The organism is Tundrisphaera lichenicola, assembly GCF_051175385.1.
In the GTDB taxonomy this organism is placed as follows: domain Bacteria; phylum Planctomycetota; class Planctomycetia; order Isosphaerales; family Isosphaeraceae; genus Tundrisphaera; species Tundrisphaera lichenicola.
The window spans coordinates 5,584,637-5,605,734 of the sequence record NZ_CP195106.1 but is presented as its reverse complement, the minus strand read 5'-3'; the positions used below and the strand labels follow the sequence as shown (position 1 = coordinate 5,605,734).

Sequence of the window (21,098 nt, the reverse complement as noted above, 5' to 3'; positions counted from 1 at the left end):
GAAGGTTCACGATTGCCGTGGTTCCTTCCGGAGGTGAGATCGACAACTGGTTTTGCGGCAATCGAATTACATTGAGCCGGCCCGATGCGATCGCTTTATCTGCGGGTCAAACTTGATTCGGTTCGCTTGCCGTGAGGATCTGGGTCTAGCCTGATGTCAGGTTAGAATTGGGATGGCTCGCATCCGGGCTGCCCATTGACCCTTTCGAGGAGTCTCCGTTCGATGAGTGCGTCGAATCCCAAGAAGACGGCACCGTTGCATTCGGGCTTCGAGTGGGCGGGCACCGTAGCCCGCATCCGTCGTGGTGGGAAGTCGTCACGGGCCGGTCGCCGATCCGCCCTGCTCGGCGTTTTGACCTCGGTCTATGCCAATTCGACCCGCGGCGGGCGAACCGGCGAGACGAGAAGTGGCTCCGACCGCGCCTGATCGAGATTCTTTATCCTAGTTTCTTGATAAGTTGACCGCTGTCCTTTCCCTCAAAGGGTTTAGGTCGGCGGTTTTAACTTTTGGATTGGTAGGCCATTCTCAGCAAACGGCCTTGAGCTCATTCGTTGTCGGCAGTCCAAGGCCGAGATGCACGCCAGACTCGATCGCGAACCGCTGCCCACTGGGGTTCGTCGGGCGGCGGCAGGATCAGGATCATGTCGAGTTTCTGAGTGTCGAGGCGATGGAGTCTCGCGTAGAGCTCCCTCGATGCGATTTTGGGGGTCGCGAATCGATGGATTCGAACCGTCGAATCCTCGTCTTCCGGAACAGGAATTCCTCCGGTCGAGTCACCCAGAACGATCAATTCAAATCTTCCCCGGATCGGAACGGAGCCCTCGCCCTGTCGAGGCAGTCGATAGGTTGGAGTTCGGGGGGAATAATGGACGTTCATTTGACCGGGGCTTCTGTGGGTCTCGAGATTCTGGATGGGTGGGAGTACGGGCACATCCAGAAGTCCGGCAATTTCCTCCCGGGTAATCGCCCCTGGTCGGAGCAGTCTTGGAGGATCTTCCGTTACGTCCAGGACAGTTGACTCGATCCCGATCGTTGTCGGTCCGCTGTCAAGGATCAGGTCGACTTTGCCGTCGAGATCCTTCATAACATGAGCGGCTGTCGTCGGGGAGATTCCCGTCGATCGATTTGCACTAGGAGCCGCAATCGGCCGCCCCGACTCGGCGATCAATAGCCGGGCCACGACGGTATTGGGGACGCGAATCCCGACCGTCTCCTGGCCCGCCGTCGCGATCGCGGGGATGATCGAGGATTTTGGAAGGACCATCGTCAGTGGCCCCGGCCAGTACCTCGCGGCGAGTGTCTCGGCGTAGATCGGCCAGTGAGAGACGCAGGCCAGGGCGTCGGAATTCTCGGCAACGTGGACGATCAAGGGATTCGTGGGAGGACGCCCCTTGGCTTCGAAGATACGCGCTACGGCTTCTGGGCGGGTCGCGTCGGCACCGAGTCCGTAGACGGTCTCGGTTGCGAACGCGACGAGTCCCCCCTCACGGATGATCCTCGCCGCCTCGGACAGGATGGCTGGGTCTGGCCCGTTGGCATCGATCTTGAGAACTTTCGTGGAAGGCATGGCCGGCTCGCCGGATCGAACCGGCTTCCTCGGGGGATGAGGGCGGTCATGCTCCTCCGGAAGCCTCGCCCTCTTCTCGGGCAATCCGATCGAGGTATGACTGTCGGAGTGCGTCGTAATTCGACTCTCGACGATCGTAGAGTCGTTTCAGCGGCCTGGGCGAGTGACGGGCCAGCACGTAGGCGGTCAGAAGCGGCAGCGCGATCGTGCTATCGGTGTAGCAAGTCACGGAGTCGGGCAACTTCTCGGGATCAACCTTGCCCCAGGTCATCGCCTCGGTGGCAGTGGCACCGGAGAGACCCCCCGTATCGGGTCGGGCATCCGTAATCTGGAGGAAGTAATCATGCCCCGCCTCCTCGAGCCCCAGGACTTCTTGAATTTGAGGTTCGGTCTGGAGGATGAAGTTCTTCGGGCTTCCTCCTCCGAGGATCAGGACGCCTGACTTTCCCCCCCCTCGCTTGGCCTGATAGACGATCGAGGCCGTCTCATTGACGTCCCGCAACGGGTCGATCTGGAGCTTCGAGTCGAGGAAGCTCAGGGCCGCCAGGTTCATCCCGATCGAACTGTCCCCGGGACTCGAAGTGTAAATGGGGACGCCGCATTCGTATGCAGCGGCGAGTAAGCTATTGGCAGGTTGCCCAAGCTTTTCGGATCGGGCATGCAGGTATCGACCGACCTCGTAATGGAATTCGGCCGTTCCCATCGATCGGGCGAACGGCTCGCTTCGGATCAATTCGCGATAGAAAGTATCGGTGTCGAGGAGCGTCGAGTAATCGAAGACGATGTCATATATCCGGATGATCGCATTTTCTCGGAGTGCGAAATCGTCGAGATTGGGGCGACTCTGGTGGAGCGGTAGATCGAGAGCATAATGTGTGTCGTGATAGAGATTCGCCCCCGTGGAGACGATCCAGTCGACAAACCCGGCGCGGATCAAAGGAATCAGGCAGCTCATCCCCATCCCGGCGGGTGTGAGCGCACCCGAGAGCGAGAGGCCGACGGTGCAGTCAGCCTCAAGGACTTTCGTGTTGAGGACCTGGCAGATTTCTCGGAGCCGACCCGCGTTGTAGCTCAGGAACGCCGAATCGATCAGGTCGGCCGCGAGATCGCCCCCCGTGACGGCAGGCGGGGCGATCCGGTGCTTGCTGACCTTGTGGAGGTATTTTTCGGGTTTGCTCATGGCAGGAGGATCGCGGCGGCGATCACGGTGGTCCAGAGCCCATCCTTGTGGCCGACTGCTGTTTGGGTCACTTCCTTGGTCTGATAGATCACGTCGGCAATCCGCCAGATCTCTCGCTTCTCGTCCCAAGAGCTATTCGGGTTGAATTCCACCCCGAGGACCGTCGCGAGCATCTCGGCGGCGAGATCCTCGGCGTAATCGGCCGCACTCTTGGCGGTCTGGCCGTATGCGTGGTGCTCGGAGAGGTAACCGAATGTGCTTCGGTCTCTGGGTTTGGCCACACCAACGCTGGCCGCGATGAGCCGGTTTGGCTCGGCCGTGGCGCATTCGCTCATCACGACGTGAACGATGGCTCCGGGGGGCATCATGGGGATGCCTTCCTCGATCGAGATTTCCTCGCAATTGGGCGGGAAGATGCTCGAAACGCGGACCAGATTGTAGCAAGCAATCCCGGCGTCGCGCAGGGCCATCTCGAAGCTGGATAGCTTCTCTCGGTGGGTCCCCACGCCCTTGGTGAAGAAGAGTTTCGTCGGTACGTACATCGGTTTGTCAGCCACCTCCCCGGCCGATCACCCCGCGCGGAGGGAGATCGGTGCCAGATCTTCAACACCTTGGCCCGCGAGCCCGACCCATCCAGGAACCCGCCACAGAAACACAGGCGGGATCACAAAATGAAATTACCCGACCCTGGCCAGGTCGGGCCGGATTTGCCTCATAAATCGCGCCGGTAGGAATCGAACCTACCCCTCCAGGGGATTAGCCTGACGAGCTAGCCGCTGCTCCACGACGCAATGAAATCATAGCCAGAGTTCGACTCGATGAAAAGGACCTTCCCCGCTCCTCTCCGATTCTTCATGCCCCAGCGTCGGGATCCGAGTTCTAGGGACGTCCGGCTTACCTTAATCGATCTCTAATTATGGTTCTTCAGGCAGCGGTGGAGGTCCGGTATTTCGATTACTCTTTCGGGCTAGTTTGGGAAGGTTGGCGGGGACGGTCCTGGCCTGTGTGTTGAGGGTCGGGCGTCAACTGATTTCCAACGTCTCTTATCTCTATCCATGATCAGGAGGGTATTCTAAGGTCGTTCCGCTTCTCAAAAGCCGGGCCGGTCATTAAACTAACTTCGTTCTATAACATTTGTTGGGACGGGAGCTTCGCATGGCGACGGCGGCCGAAGATCGGCGAGCGGTCCTGCTTCGAGTGGGCGACAACGTTGCCGTTGCCGCCCGACCGATCCCCAAAGGGTTCGTCCTCAATCTGGATGGTCGAGACGTGACGGTGCTCGAGCCGATCGCCCTTGGGCACAAGGTATCGCTCCTCGAAGTGGCGGAGGGTGAACCGGTCCGGAAGTACGGGCAGATCATTGGTTTTGCCTCCAAGGCTATTCCGGCCGGCTCCTGGATCCACGTGCACAACCTGAAGGCCGACCTGTTCGAGCGTGATTACGCCTACGCCTCGGTCTCGGCTCCCTCCACCCTGGAGACGACTCCAAGGACGTTCCCGGGTTACCTCCGGCCCGATGGTCGAGTGGGAACCCGGAACTACGTCGCGGTCATCAGCGCGGTGAATTGCTCGGCCAGTACGTCGAGAGCCGTCGCCGAGCGCTTCCGGGAGGGCGATTGGCGTCAGCGGTTTCCGAACGTGGATGGTGTTTTCGCGATCACCCATAAGGGGGGATGCGGGATACCCACGCGTGGGGCGGATCATATCCAGCTCGAGCGGGTGCTCGCCGGATTCGCGAATCATCCCAACGTCGCTGCCTGCGTCCTGGTCGGACTGGGGTGCGAGGTCAGTCAGGCTCGCGAGATTGTCGAGATCCACGACCTGATCCGACCCGGTTCGAAGCCGTCCGAGCACCGGAGGCCTCGGGTGATCAATATCCAGGAACAGGGCGGGATTACCAAGACCGTTGAGGCGACGGTCCAGGCTGTGTTGGACGTCCTGCCCGAGGCCAACGCCTGGGTCCGGACCGAACAACCGATCTCGAAGCTTTGCCTGGCGATGGAATGCGGGGGTTCGGATGGCAATTCGGGCGTGACGGCCAACCCGGCGCTCGGGGTTGCCGCCGATATGCTCATCGCACAGGGCGGGACGGCGGTCCTGGGTGAAACGACCGAGATTTATGGCGCCGAACATCTCCTGACCAGGCGGGCCGTCAGTCGAGAGGTGGGCGAAAAGCTGGTCGAGCGGATTAAATGGTGGGAGTGGTATACCGGCGTCTTCGGTGCCGAGATGAATAACAATCCATCGCCCGGCAACAAGGAGGGCGGACTCACCACGATCTACGAGAAGTCGCTGGGGGCCCTTGCCAAAGCGGGCTCCTCGCCCCTGGTCGATGTGGTTGGCTTCGCCGAGAAGGTGGATGGCCCGGGCCTGGTCTTCATGGATACACCGGGGTTCGACCCGATCTGCACGACCGGCCTGGTCGCAGGCGGGGCGAATGTCCTCGTTTTCACGACCGGCCGGGGGAGTGTCCTCGGGCTCAAGCCCACCCCATGCATCAAACTGGCGACCAACACGCCGATGTATGAGAGGATGATTGATGACATGGACATCAATGCCGGGACGATCCTCGAGGGGGAATCGGTCGAGGACGCCGGCCGTCGGCTCTTCGAACTGATTCTGGAGGTGGCCGGGGGTCAACGGACCCGAAGCGAGGCCGCCGGGATTGGCGAGGAGGAGTTCGCCCCTTGGTTCATCGGCCCTCAACTCTGAAATCCGGGAGGCAGGGGAGCGAAGCCCTCGGGCTGTTCCTTTTGCTGGCCCTGATCCTCCTGGAAGCGGCCTGGTTCACCTGGTTCGTCCTGGAACCTCTGCCGAGTGTAGGCTCGATGGCGGGTGGGAAGGGTCTAGCCCGGGTGAACCTGCTCGTTCGAGCGGTCCCCGAGGTCGTGCCGGGCCTTCGCTTCCGGGAGTCCTATCTGGGGGCCGCCCTGGAGAAGTTGAGTCACGTCGAGAATCTGCCTCAGAGATTGCCGATCCTCCTGGCCTCCGGCTTGGTGGTCCTTTCATCGATCACCCTTGGCTTTTTGGTTCTCCGGTTGCTTCGCCTCAGGGATCGACTCGAGTCGATCGAGCGAATTGTGCTCGGGTTCGGCCTCGGCACGACGGGCCTGGGTCTGGCGATCTTGATCGTCGGTCGCCTGGGCGGGCTTCATCCCTGGGCGATCCGATTGGGCCTGGCGATTCCGATCGTTATCGAAGGATTGATGGCCTTCCTCGATCTTCGGCGAGGGAGAATGAGACCTGGGGGCGGATCCTGGCCTGGCCGCGGTTCGATCCTGGGTTTTGCCGCTCTGACCGGCCCGTTCTTGCTGATCATGATGCTCGGGTCGATGCTGCCGACCATCGAATTCGACGCTCTGGAGTACCACCTTCAAGGCCCCAAGGAATATTACCAGTCCGGTCGGATTGCCTATCTACCTCACAACGTCTATACAAGCATGCCTTTCGGCGTGGAAATGCTCCACCTGATCGGCATGGAAATCCTTGATGACTGGTGGTACGGGGCGCTGGTGGGTCAGGTCCTGGTCGCCGCATTCGCCCCGATGACGGCCTTGCTGATCGGCCTGACTGCCAGGAGACTGGGCTCGCCGAAGGCCGGCTGGATCGCGGCCGTTGTCTACCTGACCACTCCCTGGGTTTACCGGATGGCTGTGCTACCCTACGTCGAGGGGCCGCTCTGCTACTTCCACGCGGCATTGATCTGGGTCTGGGTTCGAACTGGTTCGATCCCGGTCGAAGGCACCGCTAACTCAAAAATTGATGCGACCACCGTCGGCCCGTTGGTAGGTCTACTGGCCGGCGGGGCCATGGCTCTCAAATATCCCGCCCTGATCTCGGCCGTGATTCCGGCTTCGGCTTGGGCGTTCTGGACGGCCTATCGCCAGAAGTCCTGGAAACTGGCCCTTGGATTCTCGATCGGGTTTGTTCTTGTGATGGCCCCCTGGCTGGGAAAGAACGTCCTGGACACGGGAAATCCCGTCTATCCTCTGGGATTCTCGGTCTTCGGAGGCCGAGATTGGAATCTCGACCGGCAGGCCCAGTGGTCGGCTGCTCACGGCATGAAGCCAATTGGAGGCCGGGCGTTGATTCGGTCATTCTTCGACGTGGCAGGTCGGTCCGACTGGCAATCTCCCCTCTATGCCGCCCTGGTCCCCTTCGCATTTTTCCCGAAACGGATGAGAAAGGCCTCCATCGGAATCGGGGTGTACTCCGCCTATTTGTTTCTCACCTGGTGGTTCTTGACGCATCGCCTGGATCGCTTCTGGCTGCCGATCCTTCCATCGCTGGCGGTCCTTGCGGGACTGTGCGCAGAGTGGTCGATCCGAAAGTCCTGGTCGATTCTCCTGATAGTCATCATGACAGTGGGGATTGGCTCGAACCTGGTTTTTTGCTCGACCGAGCTGGCGGGGTTGAACGACTGGACGGGCGACCTGATCTCGCTCCGTCGGGAAGTACCGGTACTGCTGAATCCCTCAATGGCCCGGATTGACGAGGAACTCCCATTCGGAGCCAAGGTCCTGATGGTGGGACCGGCCGCGGTCTTCCACTTCGGACATCCAGTCCTTTACAACACGGTATTCAACGACGACCTTCTCGAGCAAATTGCCAATGGTCATACGCCCGAGGAAGTCCGTTCCGAACTCGTCAGGTCGGGGATATCGCACATTTACGTGGACTGGTCCGAGATTGATCGTTATCGAGCGCCGGGCAATTATGGCTTCACCGCGTTCGTGACCCCGGAGCTTTTTGCCGGACTGGTGAAAGCCGGAGTCCTCGATCCGTCGACGCGTCCGGGTGCGAAACAGGAACTCTACGAGGTTCGCTCCGGTCTCGACCGGAACATCAGGAGAGATTCGCATGGAAGTGTCGACGGTGGTGACGGGCGGGGCGGGGTTCATCGGGCGGCATCTGGTGGATCGACTCGTCGAGCAAGGTGAGCGAGTCCGCGTGGTCGAGCGTCCCGGAGCAAACACGGAAGATCTACCTCCAGGTGTCGAGATTGTCCTCGCCGACATCCGTGATCCTGAAGCGACCCGCAGGGCGGTCTCGGGTGCCCGATGGGTCTACCACCTGGCCGCGAACCCGAACCTCTGGGCCAGGGATCGAGGTGAATTCGACGCGGTGAACCACCGAGGGACGGTCCACGTCCTCGAGGCCGCGCTCCTCGGGGGTGCGGAGCGGGTGGTTCATGTCTCGACCGAGAGTATTTTGACAAGGGCCCGGTCAACGGGGCCGATCCTCGAAGACGTCGAGATCGCCCCGTCCGATGCGGTCGGCCCCTACTGCCTTTCCAAGCTCCGGGCCGAAAATCACGCGATGGCCCTGGCCCGGGCCGGAAAACCAATTGTGATCGCAAATCCCACCATGCCGGTTGGACCCGGCGATCGTGGTGTCTCGCCCCCCACTCGGCTGATCCGCGACTTTTGCAACGGGAAACTACCCGCCCGAATGGATTGCACCCTGAATCTGATCGATGTCCGCGATGTGGCCCTGGGACTCGTCCTCGCGATGGACCGAGGTGTACCCGGTCTACGCTATTTGCTCGGGGGAGAGAATCTGACCCTCCTGGGATTGCTCGAACGGCTCTCCGATTTGACGGGGGTTCCCGTACCACGTTGGAGTGTTCCCTATCCGGTCGGCATTCTGGTCGCCGTCCTCAGTGAGTTCTGGGCGGATTGGTTCACCGGCCTTCCGCCCAAGGCGACGGTGACCGGCGTTCGACTCACCCGACGAACAATGCATTTCGACGCGTCCAGGAGCCTCGACTCGCTTGGATTGATCCCTCGACCTCTCCAGGAATCGCTCACCGACGCCGTCGAGTGGGTCCGCCGGCATCCTCGATGTGTGAATTAAAATTAAGCGATATATCTGAAGTTTCTACTTGTATTTTTTCGAGCGGTTTGGTTTATGGGATTTGCTGATTTTTCGAATGAATGAGACTGGGATTTCAGAATCTTTTGGTATGTCGGGTCCAGGGCTGATCGGTCTGTCCGAGGCACTCAGTCCGAAGTCCCATTTCACCACTCGGGGGATTTTCCAGATCCTGCATTTCCTGGATCACCCAAGGTTCCATTCGAATCCGAGAGCTCGCTTCAAGGTTTGTTGAACATGCGGCCTGGGAAATTTCGATAGTCGTCGCGGAAATTCCGTCCAAGATCTGGCACGCTGCGTGCTTTGAGTTATATAATCGAGTGTAATTCCCCGAGTTGGCCCCCGTTGCCTAACATCCGGCAGCGACTTTCGGGACAGGATGCGCCTAATGCCAGCACGCCTGGTGGCCCTGGATGAAGGATCCGACATCCCACTGGATCGCGCTATGGTCGTCGTTGGACGTCATCCTTTGTGTGACGTCCGACTCGATTCGCTCCGCATCTCGCGTCATCATTGTTGTATGACCCAGGAGAAGGACGAACTGGTCGTTCGAGATCTCGGAAGTACCAACGGCATCCGGATCAATGGAGAGCGAGTGGAACGTGGTCGTCTCCGGACCGGAGATGAGCTTTCCATTGCCCATATTCGGTATCGTCTGGAAAATGGCGTTTCCCAGGAGATGACACAGGCCGACCCGAATGGTTCGTCGCACCATGGGATGCATGCCCCGGGAGTCGGTCGTTCGATCCCCGGAGCCGAAGCAGGGCTGCTCGAGCGACCTTTGGCCGAACTCCTGCGGAATGAGCTGGGAGGAATCCCGGATAAATATCGGATTCAGGTCATCGTACAGATGAAAAATGACCGAGATCCTGAGGAAGAGACCCCGCAAAGCCACTCTTGACCGTGCCTCGACCGACGGCGGAAGCCTCATGACGGCCCAGTTAGTCCCCCTCCTCGCCGGTTCGGCCCCCCCCATTTCGATTGTTCGTCAAGTGATCCTAATCGGACGTCATCCGGATTGTGATGTCCGGATCGACGTACCGGAAGTCTCTCGACGTCATTGTTGCCTGGCCCTGGCGTATGATCGGGTCGTGATTCGGGATCTTGGGAGCCAGAACGGGGTGAGGGTCAACGGAAAGCTGGTCGAGGAAGTCCAGCTTCAACCCGGGGACGAAGTGGCGATCGCCCAATTCCTTTATCGGCTCGACTGGGCTTTACCCCCGACCACCAAGGTCTCGACAAATTCTCCCAAACGAATCTCGCCCGCCGCCTCACCCGAGATCGTCGAACTCGATGACGATTTCATGCCCCTCTCCGAGTGACCTGTCACTCCGACAAATCGGCATGACCATTGCGTGTGTTGGTTTCGGAATCCTGATGCTTCCCCGATCCTGACTCGCCCCTTCGCGAGCCAGCCGAGGCAGGGGAGCGCGACCGTACCGATTGGTCGCAGGTTACCGAAAACTACCACGTGGAGAACACCCATGCGTCATGGCATTCGGATGCTTATTTGTGCGCTCCTCCTATGGGGCTCAGGGGCCAGGCAAGCTCAGTCGCAATATTATTATCCATCCGGTTATGGGTATGGTGGCTACGGCTTCGGTGGATGGGGAGCCACTCCTCAGGGGAGCATCGCTGCCGGATTCGGGGCCTATGCCAGGGGGGCCGGCGTCTATAATTATGAAACGGCCGAGGCCAATTCCATCAACGAAAACACGGTGGTCCGCTACAACCAATATCTCTACAACTCGATGCTGGAAGCCCGTCGTCGATATAATCGCGAGCACGCCCGCGAACTGAAGATGGATCAAGCCAATTATGAGGCCCGGCTCGCCCGGATTCGCGATAATCCCACTCCCGATGACATCAAATCGGGCGATGCTTTGAATACGATACTCGACCAACTCTCCGACCCCAAGGTCATGAGCGGATCGTCTCTCAGACTGGCAAACGCCAGCGTCAGCCCCGCCGCGATCAAGCAGATCCCCTTCCGGGACGAGACCGATGCAGTCACCATCTCCCTGAGTCAATTGGTAAACCCGGAAAATTGGCCTTTGCCATTACGCTCGGAGAAATTCAAGCCGGAGCGAGAAGCCTATGAGAAGTCCATCAAGGAGGCCGTCGATGAGGATGCGAAAGGATCGCTTACACCGGAGACCGTGACGAAGGTTCGGAACGCCGTCGCGGCCCTCTCACGGAAGGTTGAGGAAGAAATCCCGAAGAGTCAGCAGCCGGATCACGTGCAGGCCACGAACTATCTCAAGGGCCTCTCCGGCATGTCAAAGATGCTATCGAAACCGAATGTCGAGGCGGTCATCGCGGAACTCGAGAAGGTCGAGAATACGACGGTCGGCAATCTCCTTGCCTTCATGCACAGCTACAATCTGAGGTTTGCCCCGGCGAAGGATCCGCAACAGGAGGCCATTTACAGCGATCTATATCCTCAATTGGTCTCTTCACGCGATAAGCTCATCGGCAGGCCGGGGACGAACAATGGCGATGATGCCCCCCCGTCGCAGGTTGAAGAACCCACGGGGTTGTTTCACGGGATCGATCCGACCCATCTCAATTCCGCGACTCCATCCGATAATCCGACTCCCCCGACGTCCGATCCGAACTGAATCGGGGACCGAGAAAACCCGGCCTGAGATCTTTATCTCCGGCTCTGAAAACCGGGTGACCTCCGCACCTAGCGGGGGTCGCCCCGACCGCATTTGCCTGCCCCGGCCGACTGTTGCTCTCGTTGACAGGCTATCGAAGCAGCGTCTATAATCCCTGCTTCGCTCGCTTATCGCGGTGGGGTCTGAACTCCGGATCGTGCGGATCCGGGCCGACGGAGCGTCCGGTGAAGCGACCCCGAAGCGCACTGTTGGCACAGCCAGGAGATGGTACGAATGGCGGTTCGAGTCGGGATTAACGGGTTCGGTCGGATCGGTCGCCTGGTCTTCCGGGCCATGGTGGCGCAGCCCCAGGACTTCGAGATCGTCGCGATCAACGACCTCTCCGACGCCAAGCACCTGGCACTCCTCCTGAAATACGATAGCGTCCACGGCCGATTCCAGGGCACGGTCGAAGTTGCCGAAGGTGGCCTGGTTGTCAACGGCAAGCTCGTGAAAATCACGACCGAGAGGGATCCGGCGAATCTTCCCTGGAAGGCCCTGGGCTGCCAGGTGGCCCTCGAGTCGACGGGCATTTTCACGAATAAGGCCGCTCTCCAGAAGCACATCGACGCCGGGGCGGACCGCGTCATCCTCTCGGCACCCGCCAAGGACAAGCTCGACGCGACGATCGTCATGGGCGTCAACGATCATACGATCAAGCCGACCGACCGGATCCTCTCCAACGCATCTTGCACGACGAACTGTCTCGCCCCGATGGCCAAGGTCCTCCATGAATCCTTCGGGATCGTGAAGGGCCTGATGACCACCATTCACGCCTACACCAACGACCAGCGAGTCGCCGACCAGGTCCACTCGGATCCCTACCGTGCCCGAGCCGCCGCGGTGAATATCATCCCGTCCTCCACGGGTGCCGCCAAGGCCGTGGGAGAGGTGATCCCCGATCTCAACGGCAAACTGACCGGTTACGCCCTCCGGGTTCCCGTGCCCGACGGATCGGTCACCGACCTGACCTCCATCCTTGGCAAGGATGTGACCAAGGACGAGGTGAACGCCGCGATCAAGGCCGCAGCCGAAGGGCCGCTCAAGGGTATCATCGAGTATTCGACCGATCCGCTGGTCTCCAGCGATATCATCGGCAATCCGCACTCGTGCATCTTCATGAGCGACCAGACCACCGTGATCGGCGGGAACATGGTCAAGACCGTGGCCTGGTACGACAACGAATGGGGCTATTCGAAGCGGACTGCCGAGTTGATCACCAAGGTCGCACACCTGGGCTGATCGTTTCTACGATGGGGAATCGGGAGAACTCAGGGCTGATCGGCTCGAGTTCTCCCGAACACCAATTCCCCGCATTAAGGTTTAAGGACCAGAGAATTGCCCAAGCAGACGATCCGCGAGTTAGCTCTGGAAGGTCGTAAAGTCCTGGTCAGAGTCGACTTCAATGTTCCCCAGACCAAGGATGGCGAAGTTTCCGACGACCGTCGGATTCGTGCCGCTTTGCCGACCTTGACCTTTGCGCTCGCCAAGGGGGCTTCCCTGGTCCTGGTCAGCCATCTCGGGCGACCGACTGGCGACCCTGCCGCCGACGCTCCCTTCAAGCTCGACCGCGTCGCCGCTCGACTCGGGGAACTGCTGGGCAAGCCGGTCCAGAAGGTCGATGAAACGGTCGGCCCCCAGGCCCAGGCTGCCGCCTCCTCCTTGAAGCCTGGCGAAATTCTCGTCGTCGAAAACGTGCGGTTCAACAAGGGTGAGAAGAAAGGCGATCCTGAGTTCGCCAAGCAACTGGCCGGTCTGGCCGACCTCTACGTCAATGACGCGTTCGGCACATGCCATCGCGACGAAGCTTCGATGGTCGCCGTGCCTTCACAATTCCCGCCCGAGTCTCGCGGGATCGGATTCCTCGTCGAGAAGGAACTGCAGATCCTCGACACGCTCTTGAAGCATCCGAAGCCGCCGATGATCGCCGTGATGGGCGGTGCCAAGGTTTCGGATAAGATCGGGGTGATCGAAAATCTCCTTCCCAGGGTCGACAAGCTCCTCATCGGCGGGGCGATGACCTATACTTTCCTCAAGGCTCAAGGTCACTCCACCGGTAAGAGCCGGGTTGAGGCCGACAAGCTGGAAGAGGCTCGAAAACTCCTGGCTTTAGCCGGCGAGAAGTTGGTGCTGCCGATCGATCACCTGATGACCGAGTCCCTCGACCCGACCTCGAAGACCTGGGTCGTCGGGGGTTCGGATCTGCCCGAGGCCGGCATCGGAATCGACATTGGTCCTGCCACGATAAAGCTTTACGGTGACTTGATCGAATCCGCTGGGACGGTTATCTGGAACGGACCCATGGGCAAGTTCGAGGATGAGCCCTTCCGCCAGGGCACGTTGGGCGTCGCTCGAGCGATGGCCGCATCATCGGGGGTGACGGTTGTCGGGGGAGGCGAGACGGCCGAGGCCGTCGAGCAGTTTGGCTTCGCCGACAAGGTCAACCACGTCTCGACCGGAGGCGGGGCTTTTCTGGAGTGTCTCGAAGGGAAATCGTTCAACTCGCTGGGCGTTATCCCCGATCTCTGAATGAGACGGGTCTCCCGATCGTTCGGGCGACCCTCGAGTTCCGCCTCGGCCTCGAAACCGGAAAGCGAATCGACGGATGGGGGACGATCTCCGCACTCCGATGGGGCGACCTGCCAGGCTTGCCGCCTGGGACTCCGCCCCTCGGCCTTTCGTGACGCCCTCGCTGCTCAATTGCGACTTCGCTCGGGTGGCCGAGGAGCTTGATGCCCTCCAGCGTGATGGCGTCGTTGCAGTTCATCTTGATGTCATGGACGGGCACTTCGTTCCCAATCTCTCCTACGGCGCTCCCGTGATTGCCGACTGGCGAAAGCGGACCGACTTCACGTTCGATTGCCACTTGATGATGACGGACCCGGCACGCTACCTCGACGACTTCGTCAAGGCTGGCTGCGACATCATCATCTTCCAGATCGAGGCGGTCGCCGAGCCCACCGAATTGATCGGACGAATCAAAGCCGCGGGTTGCCGGGCCTCGATCGCCCTCAATCCGCCGACCCCCCTCTCGGCGATCGAGCCATACCTGGAGCAGTTGGACGCCGTCCTCGTGATGAGCGTGATGCCGGGTTTCGGGGGACAGAAGTTCGACAATTCTGTCCTCGAGAAGGTTCGAACGCTGCGAGCGATTCACCCCGGTCTTTGGATCTCGATTGACGGCGGGATCAAGCCGGACACCGCCGAACTGGCCGTGGCGGCCGGGGTCTCGCAGATGGTAGTCGGTTCGGGCGTGTTCCGTCCCGATGGCAATTACGCGGCGGCCCTGGCTGAGTTGGCCGAGGGGATCCACCGCGGTAGACTCCGAGGCAGTGCCCCGGCCCCTCAGGCCGGGCCACCGTCACACGAATGACCACAGTCGTACTGATCCGTCCCGGAGCGACCGTGTATGACGAGCAGAATCGGATTCAGGGAGTCCTGGATGTCCCACTGAGCGATCGAGGCTGGGCGGAAGTGGCCGAGCTTTCCTCGATGTTGGCGTCGATGGAGTTGACATCGCTCTATTGCGGGCCGAGCGAGAATGCCCTCAGGACGGCGGAGACGGTCGGTCGGACCTTGGGGCTACGACCTCGACGTGTCGAGGAATTGCGGAATCTCGATCAAGGGCTCTGGCAGGGGTTGCAGGTCGAGGAGATCAAGCGGAGGCATCAGAAGGTCTTCCGACAGTGGATCGACGATCCCTGCACCGTGAGCCCTCCTCATGGCGAGCCGGTCGATCGGGCGATCGACCGGATCAAGGTCGCATTGAAACCCTTGATTAAACGACACCGAAACGAGACGATCGGATTGGTCGCCTGCGAACCGATCGCCCAGTTTATCGCATGCTATCTGCGGAGAGACTCGCGGGTCCAGCTCGCCGATCAAGTCCCCACCGGGAAATTCGAGATGATCACCGTCGGGCCGGAATGGGGCCGCAACGGTGACGACGGCTGACCTCGAAAGGGGGCTGTTGATTTCGAATCTCCTGGACGCCTGGGCTGGAGGTTCGATCGGTTTGACTGGACGATTGTCTACTATCAACATTCGTTAGAGAACCAGGCCATCACGAAAGAATTCCCTTGGGTCGGTCGCATTCGATCCTCCGAATTTCACGGAAGGCCAGGACGCCGATGCTGGATGCTGCCGAAGGAACTTCGCCGACCATGACAGGTAATCGTGGAAGCTCACCCTCCTCCTGGCACGGCCAATCCCAGCCCAAGGGAGTGCCCGTCGGTGTTTTCATGCGTTGCGATGGTTGCGGGGCGACCCTCTTCCGCAAGCAAGTCGTTGAAAACCTGAATGTCTGCCCGGAGTGCGATCACCATTTCTCGATCACGGCAATGGAGCGCGTTTCTCAGATCCTGGACCCGGATACCTTCGAGGAATGGTTCACGAATCTGTTGCCGGGGGATCCGCTGAATTTCAACGATCGACGCCCTTATCCCGAGCGAGTCAAAGCCGAACAATCGCGAACCGGCCTGAATGAAGCGGCGGTCGTGGGGCAGGGGTTCATCAAGGGGATCCGGATCGTCTTCGGGGCCACGGATAGTGGCTTCATCATGGGCTCGATGGGCTCGGTGGTCGGGGAGAAGCTGACTCGCGCGATCGAGGAGGCGACTCGTCAGAAGCTTCCTCTCGTCATCGTCTCCGGCTCGGGCGGAGGGGCCCGGATGCACGAGGGAATCTTCTCGCTCATGCAAATGGCCAAGGTCTCCGCGGCCCTGGCTCGCCACGGAGAGGCTGGAGGCCTCTATATCAGCGTACTGACCCACCCCACGATGGGAGGGGTCGCCGCCAGCTTTGCCTCACTCGGCGATATTATCCTCGCCGAACCGAAGGCCCTGATCGGATTCGCGGGACCCAAAGTCATCGCCCAGACGGTCAGGGTTCGCCTCCCGGAAGGCTTCCAGACCAGCGAGTTCCTGCTCGCTCACGGCTTTCTCGATCGGATTGTCCACCGGAAGGATCTACGGAGTCTCCTGGCGCAGCTCATCGATTACGTCTCGCCCTGAGCTGCGCGAGGAATTGGGATCGAAGATGTCCCGGACTACCGAGGCGACGCGGGCTCATTCCCCTCTTCGAGTAGCATGAGCAAACGGTTATCTCTGGGGTAGGCATGCCCCAGATACTGGCGGAATGCCTCGGCGTGAGCGACGCCGATCTCCGCCCCTCGATGGGATCCCCATCGAGCCTGGGCGTCGAGATACTCATCGATCCCATGCTGCTTGAGGAGCCAGTCCCGTTGGCTGGCGTGACAAGCGAGCATTCGCCGCTTGATTTCGACGACGTTCGAGACATCGACCAGGAAGCCGGACGGCTGGGGTTGGCCGTCACGATCAATTCCCTCGATCGGATCGGTGTAGTAGAGGTGGGGAATCTTCGGGAGAGGTGGGGCCGGTTCCCACTGTCGAGTCTTGTAGTTGGGGAGGGTCGCGGCGAAACAGGCGTCGCGGACTAACCGGCTGGTGGCCTCGTGATCGCAGAGATAGTCGACAGGTGGGGCGGTCAGGACGATCTCTGGACGAACTCTCCGGAGGGCCTCGACCACTCGCCTCCTCGACTCATCGTCCTCGAAGATGGCGAGGTCGCGGAACTCCAGGCAGAAGTATTCCGCTCCGATGAGTTCGGCTGCCGCCCTGGCCTCTTGCCTGCGAATGGTCGAGATTGTCTCAGCATCGCGGTCGGCGCTCCCACAATCTCCGGGCGTCATGGTGGCCAGCGTGATCGAACAGCCCTTCGTGGCAAGCAGGGCGAGCGTCCCCGCGCACTGAAACTCGATGTCATCGGGGTGCGCGTGAATGGCCAGGATTTGAGGCTTGAGCGATTTGGGCTCGGGCACGGGAAGCTCCATCGAGTTCTGATTGAGCGGCGAGGGTAATCTCGAAGTCCTGCCACTCGCAAGATCCTTCCGGCGGGGTTTCGGTGGGGGGACTGCCCTGAAATTTCCGGAATGTCCTCGCGTCTCCTGGGCGACTTGTGTACATTAGCAGTCAAAGGGTCAGATGGTGTTCGCCCGTCTTGTGGTGTCCATCCGATCGCATGAAAGGAGGGCTGAAGGATCGCCCCCTCCCACCTCCGGAGTGTCCAGCCATGGCCGACCTCGAACAATTGACCTCGCGTCAGCGCGAGATTTACCAGTTCATTCGCGGCAAGATCCAGGGTCGCGGCTATGGCCCGACGGTCCGCGAGATCGGCAATGAGTTCGATATCAAGAGCCCCAATGGAGTCATGTGCCACCTCAAGGCACTCCAGAAGAAAGGCCTGATCCACCGCGAGCCCAACATGTCGCGTGCGATCCAACTCCTGGAAGATCCGACCTCGGCGCCGGCGGCCCCGACCGGAGTCCGGTTGGTCGGCCGGATCGCAGCCGGGTCACCGATCGAAGCGATTGAGCAGGCCGATGAGGAACTGGCTTTCTCCGAATGGGAAGGGGCCGAGGACAAGTTCGCCCTGCAGGTCACCGGCGAGTCGATGATCGAAGAGCACATCGCCGACGGCGATTATGTGATCATCCACAAGCAGGAGCAGGCTCGGGACGGTCAGATTGTTGCGGTCAGAGACGAGGACGGGGCGGCGACACTCAAGCGGTTCTTCAAGGAGAAGAATCGTTTCCGACTCGAGCCCGCCAATAAAACGATGAAGCCGATCTTCCGCGACAAGGTCGACATCATCGGGATTCTTGTCGGTGTCGTCCGAAAGTATTGAGACAATCCGCTCCTGTCGGTAGCCTGGAGCCTGAGATTCATCAAACCAAGACCCGCCGGGGCTATTCGGCGGGTCCGTTTGCTTATCAAGGATCGTTCACGGATGACGCCCGACCCGAATGCCCCCGCCGATTTCGTCCGGCTCTTCACCGACGGCGCTTGTAGTGGAAACCCGGGACCGGGAGGCTGGGCTTACATCCTGCAACACCCGGCGAGTGGTCGGATTGTCGATGCTTCGGGAGCGGTGCCTGAGACCACGAACAATCGGATGGAACTGACCGGTGCCATCGAAGGGCTTGCCAGTCTCAAGCGCCGATGCCAGGTCGAATTGGTCACCGATAGCGAGTATGTCGGGAAGGGACTCCGTGACTGGATGCCCAAGTGGAAGGCCCAGGGCTGGCGGCGCCGTGAAGGAAAGTCCTTCAAACCGGTCGTAAATCTAGACCTCTGGCAACGGCTCGATGAACTCGTCGCGAACCACGACGTGAGAGTCTCCATGGTCCTCGGCCATAACGGGCATCCCGAGAATGAAGCGTGCGATCGAATGGCGGTCGCCGCCTATAAACAAATGGTCGCCGACGCTCGGGGATGACGCCCGGGTCCTCGATGGAACCGGGCTCGAATCCGGATGCTTTCGTCTGGACTTCACGCACGGTGCCCCGCTGGCGTATGATCGATCCTATCGCATTCGCCGAGGGTCCGCGAAGTCAGGACCGGCAAGATATCGAGGGCCTCAGGCCCCAAGGCACCTATGACTCGACGAACTCGAGGTCGAGAAATCGCCCTTCAGGTCCTCTACCAACTGGAGCAGAACCCCGGCCAAGGCCCGGAGGAAGCGGATGTCTTCATTCAGCGTAGGCTTCGCGAGCCCAAGCTGTGCGCCTTCGCCTCGACCCTGATCGAGGGGGTCCGGGAGCACCAACCCCGGATCGATGCCTTGATCTCCGAGGTGGCCGAAAACTGGCGTCTGGACCGGATGGCGGCCATCGACCGAAACATCCTCCGGCTCGGTGCCTACGAACTGCTCTACTGCCCCGAATCGGTCCCGGCCAAGGTCGCGATCAACGAAGCCTTGGAATTGGCTAAACGCTATAGCACTGCGCAATCGAGCCGCTTCGTGAACGGAATCCTCGACAGACTCCAGGTCGCCGGAGCGGGTCAGTCTTCGACCGCCACGGTCTCGCAGGATATCGATGCTGAAGGTGGAGAACTCGCCAAAGAGGAATCTTCGTCGGAGGCCGCGGTGCCGCTGATACCACCGGGCGAGGAGTCCTGACTCCGTGGGCAGAGCCCTCAGATTGGCCCGCTCCTCGAAGCCCGCTCGCTTCGGTCGGGTCGATCTTCACGTGCACACGACCCATTCCGATGGACAGTGCTCGCCCGGAGAGGTCGTCCGAGCGGCCGCGAACGTCGGGCTTTCGGGGCTGGCGATCACCGATCACGACACGCTCTCGGCCATCTCCATCGCCCGCCCCGAGGCCGATCGCCTCGGGATCGAGTTGATTGGCGGGATCGAGCTAACCTCCAGCCGGGAGGGTCGGGAACTCCACGTTCTCGGCCACTTCGTCCGGGAGGACGACCCGGCGCTCGTTGAGGCTACCTCCATGCTTCGTGAGGCCAGGTCGAATCGGATCGAGGCAATGGCCCGTCGACTGGGCCAGCTTGGCCTGAGTATCGACCTCGACGTCTTACGATCGACATTTCCGAGGGCAACTCTGGGACGCAAACATCTGGCCGATTGGCTGGTCCATACCGAGCAAGTCGCCGATTATCGCGATGCATTCGCTCGATTCCTCGGCGACGACGGACCTACGCAAGTCGAGAAACCGCGTGTACCCTTCGGAAAGGCCATCGAGCTGATCCGGGGAGCTGGCGGGGTTGCCGGGCTGGCCCATCCGCCCTATGATCTCCGATTGGTAAGTTTGCGTGAAATGGTGGACGAGGGACTCGGAGCGATCGAAGTCGATGGCCCAGGAATTGGGTCCAGGCTCGGTCGACGATGGCGAGACTGGGCCGACGAATTTGGGTTGGCCCCGATCGCCGGATCCGATTTTCATGCCTCCGACCGTCCGGGTCGGTGGGTGGGTGTCATCTCTACCTCTCCCGAGGATCTCGATCGGCTTCGCCTTCATCGGCCAGTGTCAGCCACCGATTAGTCGGATTGTCTCGTCTCTCCTATCTCAATTCCCCTGGGACTCATGGCGTTCAAGGATCTGCTCGACCGATTCAAGAAAGGGCTGTCGCGGACGGCTCAACTCTTCGACGTTCGCTCCTGGCTCGGCAGGAAGGTCGACCAGGACTTCCTGGACAGGCTCGAATCGATCCTGATCCAGGCTGATGTCGGAGTCGGCGCGACTTCGAAGGTTATTGAACGGGTACGCACGGCTTACGCCGATCGGACGGCCGACCAGGAACTGATCGATCTGGTCAAGCGAGAGTTGAAGGCGCTTCTGATCGACCCACGTCCCGGTGCCTTGATCGTCGCAAGCTCGAAGCCGACGGTCTATCTGATCGCCGGCATCAACGGCTCGGGTAAGACAACCTCGATCGCGAAGCTGGCCCAACGGTTCAAGAATGAAGGGAAAACGATCCTGTTGGCCGCTTGCGACACGTTCCGAGCGGCAGCGGCCGATCAGCTGACGATCTGGGCCGAGCGTTCGGGCTCTGACATCGTCAAGGGAGCACCCGGAGCGGACCCGGCCAGCGTGGCGCACGACGCCTGCGACCGGGCTCTCGCCCGGCAAGTCGACGTCCTGATCGTCGACACGGCTGGTCGATTGCACACGCAATCTCACCTGATGCGTGAGCTGGAGAAAGTGCGCCAGGTCATCTCGCGAAAGATTGCAGGTGCTCCTCACGAGGTCCTACTCGTGCTCGATGCGACAAATGGGCAGAACGCCATTCGACAGGCCGAGGTCTTCACCAAGTCGATCGGTTGCACAGGCGTCATCCTGACGAAACTCGACGGGACCGCAAAGGGTGGGGTCGTCGTGGCCGTCCGCCAGGCGATGAACCTGCCCGTCAAGTTCGTCGGGATTGGAGAAGGAATTGATGACCTTCAGCCTTTCGACGCTGAAGCGTTCGTCGAGTCGATCTTCTCTTGAGATTCCGGA

20 protein-coding genes and 1 tRNA gene are annotated in these 21,098 nt (G+C 60.5%); 16 read left to right on the top strand and 5 right to left on the bottom strand.

Translation table 11 applies throughout. The annotated features are described in order from the left end of the window. Nucleotides 1-544: 544 nt before the first annotated feature. The 4 genes from P12x_RS21970 to P12x_RS21955 form a co-directional block, all read right to left on the bottom strand. Nucleotides 545-1,567, bottom strand: a complete 1,023-nt coding sequence (locus tag P12x_RS21970) for an L-threonylcarbamoyladenylate synthase (RefSeq protein WP_435006968.1) — start codon at nucleotides 1,565-1,567, stop codon at nucleotides 545-547. Nucleotides 1,568-1,613: 46 nt separating this feature from the next. Further along, on the bottom strand, nucleotides 1,614-2,747 hold the full coding sequence (locus P12x_RS21965) for a homospermidine biosynthesis protein (protein WP_435006966.1): 1,134 nt from the start codon (nucleotides 2,745-2,747) through the stop codon (nucleotides 1,614-1,616). Further along, a complete protein-coding gene (locus tag P12x_RS21960) occupies nucleotides 2,744-3,289 on the bottom strand; it encodes a pyruvoyl-dependent arginine decarboxylase (protein ID WP_435006965.1) in 546 nt (181 codons plus the stop codon). The genes P12x_RS21965 and P12x_RS21960 overlap by 4 nt, the downstream gene beginning before the upstream one ends. Nucleotides 3,290-3,466: 177 nt before the next feature. After that, nucleotides 3,467-3,538: transfer RNA gene (locus tag P12x_RS21955), tRNA-Ile, on the bottom strand. Nucleotides 3,539-3,902: 364 nt separating this feature from the next. On the opposite strand from P12x_RS21955, the gene P12x_RS21950 reads away from it, so the two are divergent. From P12x_RS21950 to accD, 11 genes are all read left to right on the top strand, one after another. Next, on the top strand, nucleotides 3,903-5,459 hold the full coding sequence (locus P12x_RS21950) for a UxaA family hydrolase (protein ID WP_435006964.1): 1,557 nt from the start codon (nucleotides 3,903-3,905) through the stop codon (nucleotides 5,457-5,459). Continuing rightward, nucleotides 5,435-7,687, top strand: a complete 2,253-nt coding sequence (locus P12x_RS21945; protein ID WP_435006962.1) for an ArnT family glycosyltransferase — start codon at nucleotides 5,435-5,437, stop codon at nucleotides 7,685-7,687. The genes P12x_RS21950 and P12x_RS21945 overlap by 25 nt, the downstream gene beginning before the upstream one ends. Next, nucleotides 7,608-8,603, top strand: coding sequence for an NAD-dependent epimerase/dehydratase family protein (locus P12x_RS21940; RefSeq protein ID WP_435006960.1), 996 nt, complete (start codon nucleotides 7,608-7,610; stop codon nucleotides 8,601-8,603). The genes P12x_RS21945 and P12x_RS21940 overlap by 80 nt, the downstream gene beginning before the upstream one ends. 406 nt (nucleotides 8,604-9,009) lie before the next feature. Then, nucleotides 9,010-9,522 carry an FHA domain-containing protein gene (locus P12x_RS21935; RefSeq protein WP_435006959.1) on the top strand — a complete coding sequence of 171 codons (513 nt, stop codon included), beginning with the start codon at nucleotides 9,010-9,012 and terminating at the stop codon, nucleotides 9,520-9,522. After that, a complete protein-coding gene (locus tag P12x_RS21930; protein WP_435006957.1) occupies nucleotides 9,479-9,943 on the top strand; it encodes an FHA domain-containing protein in 465 nt (154 codons plus the stop codon). Before P12x_RS21935 ends, P12x_RS21930 begins: the two co-directional genes overlap by 44 nt. 162 nt (nucleotides 9,944-10,105) lie before the next feature. Continuing rightward, nucleotides 10,106-11,242 carry a hypothetical protein gene (locus P12x_RS21925; protein WP_435006956.1) on the top strand — a complete coding sequence of 379 codons (1,137 nt, stop codon included), beginning with the start codon at nucleotides 10,106-10,108 and terminating at the stop codon, nucleotides 11,240-11,242. 273 nt (nucleotides 11,243-11,515) lie between these two features. Then, on the top strand, nucleotides 11,516-12,523 hold the full coding sequence (gene gap, locus P12x_RS21920) for a type I glyceraldehyde-3-phosphate dehydrogenase (RefSeq protein WP_435006955.1): 1,008 nt from the start codon (nucleotides 11,516-11,518) through the stop codon (nucleotides 12,521-12,523). Nucleotides 12,524-12,619: 96 nt separating this feature from the next. Next, nucleotides 12,620-13,810: a phosphoglycerate kinase gene (locus P12x_RS21915; protein ID WP_435006953.1), complete on the top strand. Its 1,191-nt coding sequence runs from the start codon at nucleotides 12,620-12,622 to the stop codon at nucleotides 13,808-13,810. 100 nt (nucleotides 13,811-13,910) lie between these two features. Further along, entirely contained in the window at nucleotides 13,911-14,654 is a 744-nt protein-coding gene (gene rpe / locus P12x_RS21910; RefSeq protein WP_435006952.1) for a ribulose-phosphate 3-epimerase, read from the top strand. After that, nucleotides 14,651-15,235: a histidine phosphatase family protein gene (locus P12x_RS21905; RefSeq protein WP_435006950.1), complete on the top strand. Its 585-nt coding sequence runs from the start codon at nucleotides 14,651-14,653 to the stop codon at nucleotides 15,233-15,235. The genes rpe and P12x_RS21905 overlap by 4 nt, the downstream gene beginning before the upstream one ends. 176 nt (nucleotides 15,236-15,411) lie before the next feature. Beyond that, nucleotides 15,412-16,293 carry an acetyl-CoA carboxylase, carboxyltransferase subunit beta gene (accD, locus tag P12x_RS21900; RefSeq protein WP_435006949.1) on the top strand — a complete coding sequence of 294 codons (882 nt, stop codon included), beginning with the start codon at nucleotides 15,412-15,414 and terminating at the stop codon, nucleotides 16,291-16,293. A gap of 35 nt (nucleotides 16,294-16,328) precedes the next feature. Here accD and P12x_RS21895 read toward each other — a convergent pair whose 3' ends face one another. Beyond that, entirely contained in the window at nucleotides 16,329-17,132 is an 804-nt protein-coding gene (locus P12x_RS21895; protein ID WP_435006947.1) for a PIG-L deacetylase family protein, read from the bottom strand. Between the two features lie 239 nt (nucleotides 17,133-17,371). Here P12x_RS21895 and lexA point away from each other — a divergent pair, with 239 nt between their 5' ends. The 5 genes from lexA (at nucleotide 17,372) to ftsY (ending at nucleotide 21,089) form a co-directional block, all read left to right on the top strand. Continuing rightward, complete coding sequence (lexA, locus tag P12x_RS21890) at nucleotides 17,372-17,986, top strand: transcriptional repressor LexA (protein ID WP_435006946.1); 615 nt, start codon at nucleotides 17,372-17,374, stop codon at nucleotides 17,984-17,986. 102 nt (nucleotides 17,987-18,088) lie between these two features. Further along, nucleotides 18,089-18,577 (top strand): ribonuclease HI, encoded by a 489-nt coding sequence (gene rnhA / locus P12x_RS21885; protein ID WP_435006945.1) that lies wholly within the window; start codon nucleotides 18,089-18,091, stop codon nucleotides 18,575-18,577. Nucleotides 18,578-18,736: 159 nt separating this feature from the next. Continuing rightward, on the top strand, nucleotides 18,737-19,261 hold the full coding sequence (nusB, locus tag P12x_RS21880; RefSeq protein ID WP_435006944.1) for a transcription antitermination factor NusB: 525 nt from the start codon (nucleotides 18,737-18,739) through the stop codon (nucleotides 19,259-19,261). Between the two features lie 4 nt (nucleotides 19,262-19,265). After that, nucleotides 19,266-20,141 carry a PHP domain-containing protein gene (locus P12x_RS21875; RefSeq protein ID WP_435006943.1) on the top strand — a complete coding sequence of 292 codons (876 nt, stop codon included), beginning with the start codon at nucleotides 19,266-19,268 and terminating at the stop codon, nucleotides 20,139-20,141. A gap of 42 nt (nucleotides 20,142-20,183) precedes the next feature. Next, nucleotides 20,184-21,089 (top strand): signal recognition particle-docking protein FtsY, encoded by a 906-nt coding sequence (gene ftsY, locus P12x_RS21870; protein WP_435006942.1) that lies wholly within the window; start codon nucleotides 20,184-20,186, stop codon nucleotides 21,087-21,089. Nucleotides 21,090-21,098 lie beyond the last annotated feature (9 nt).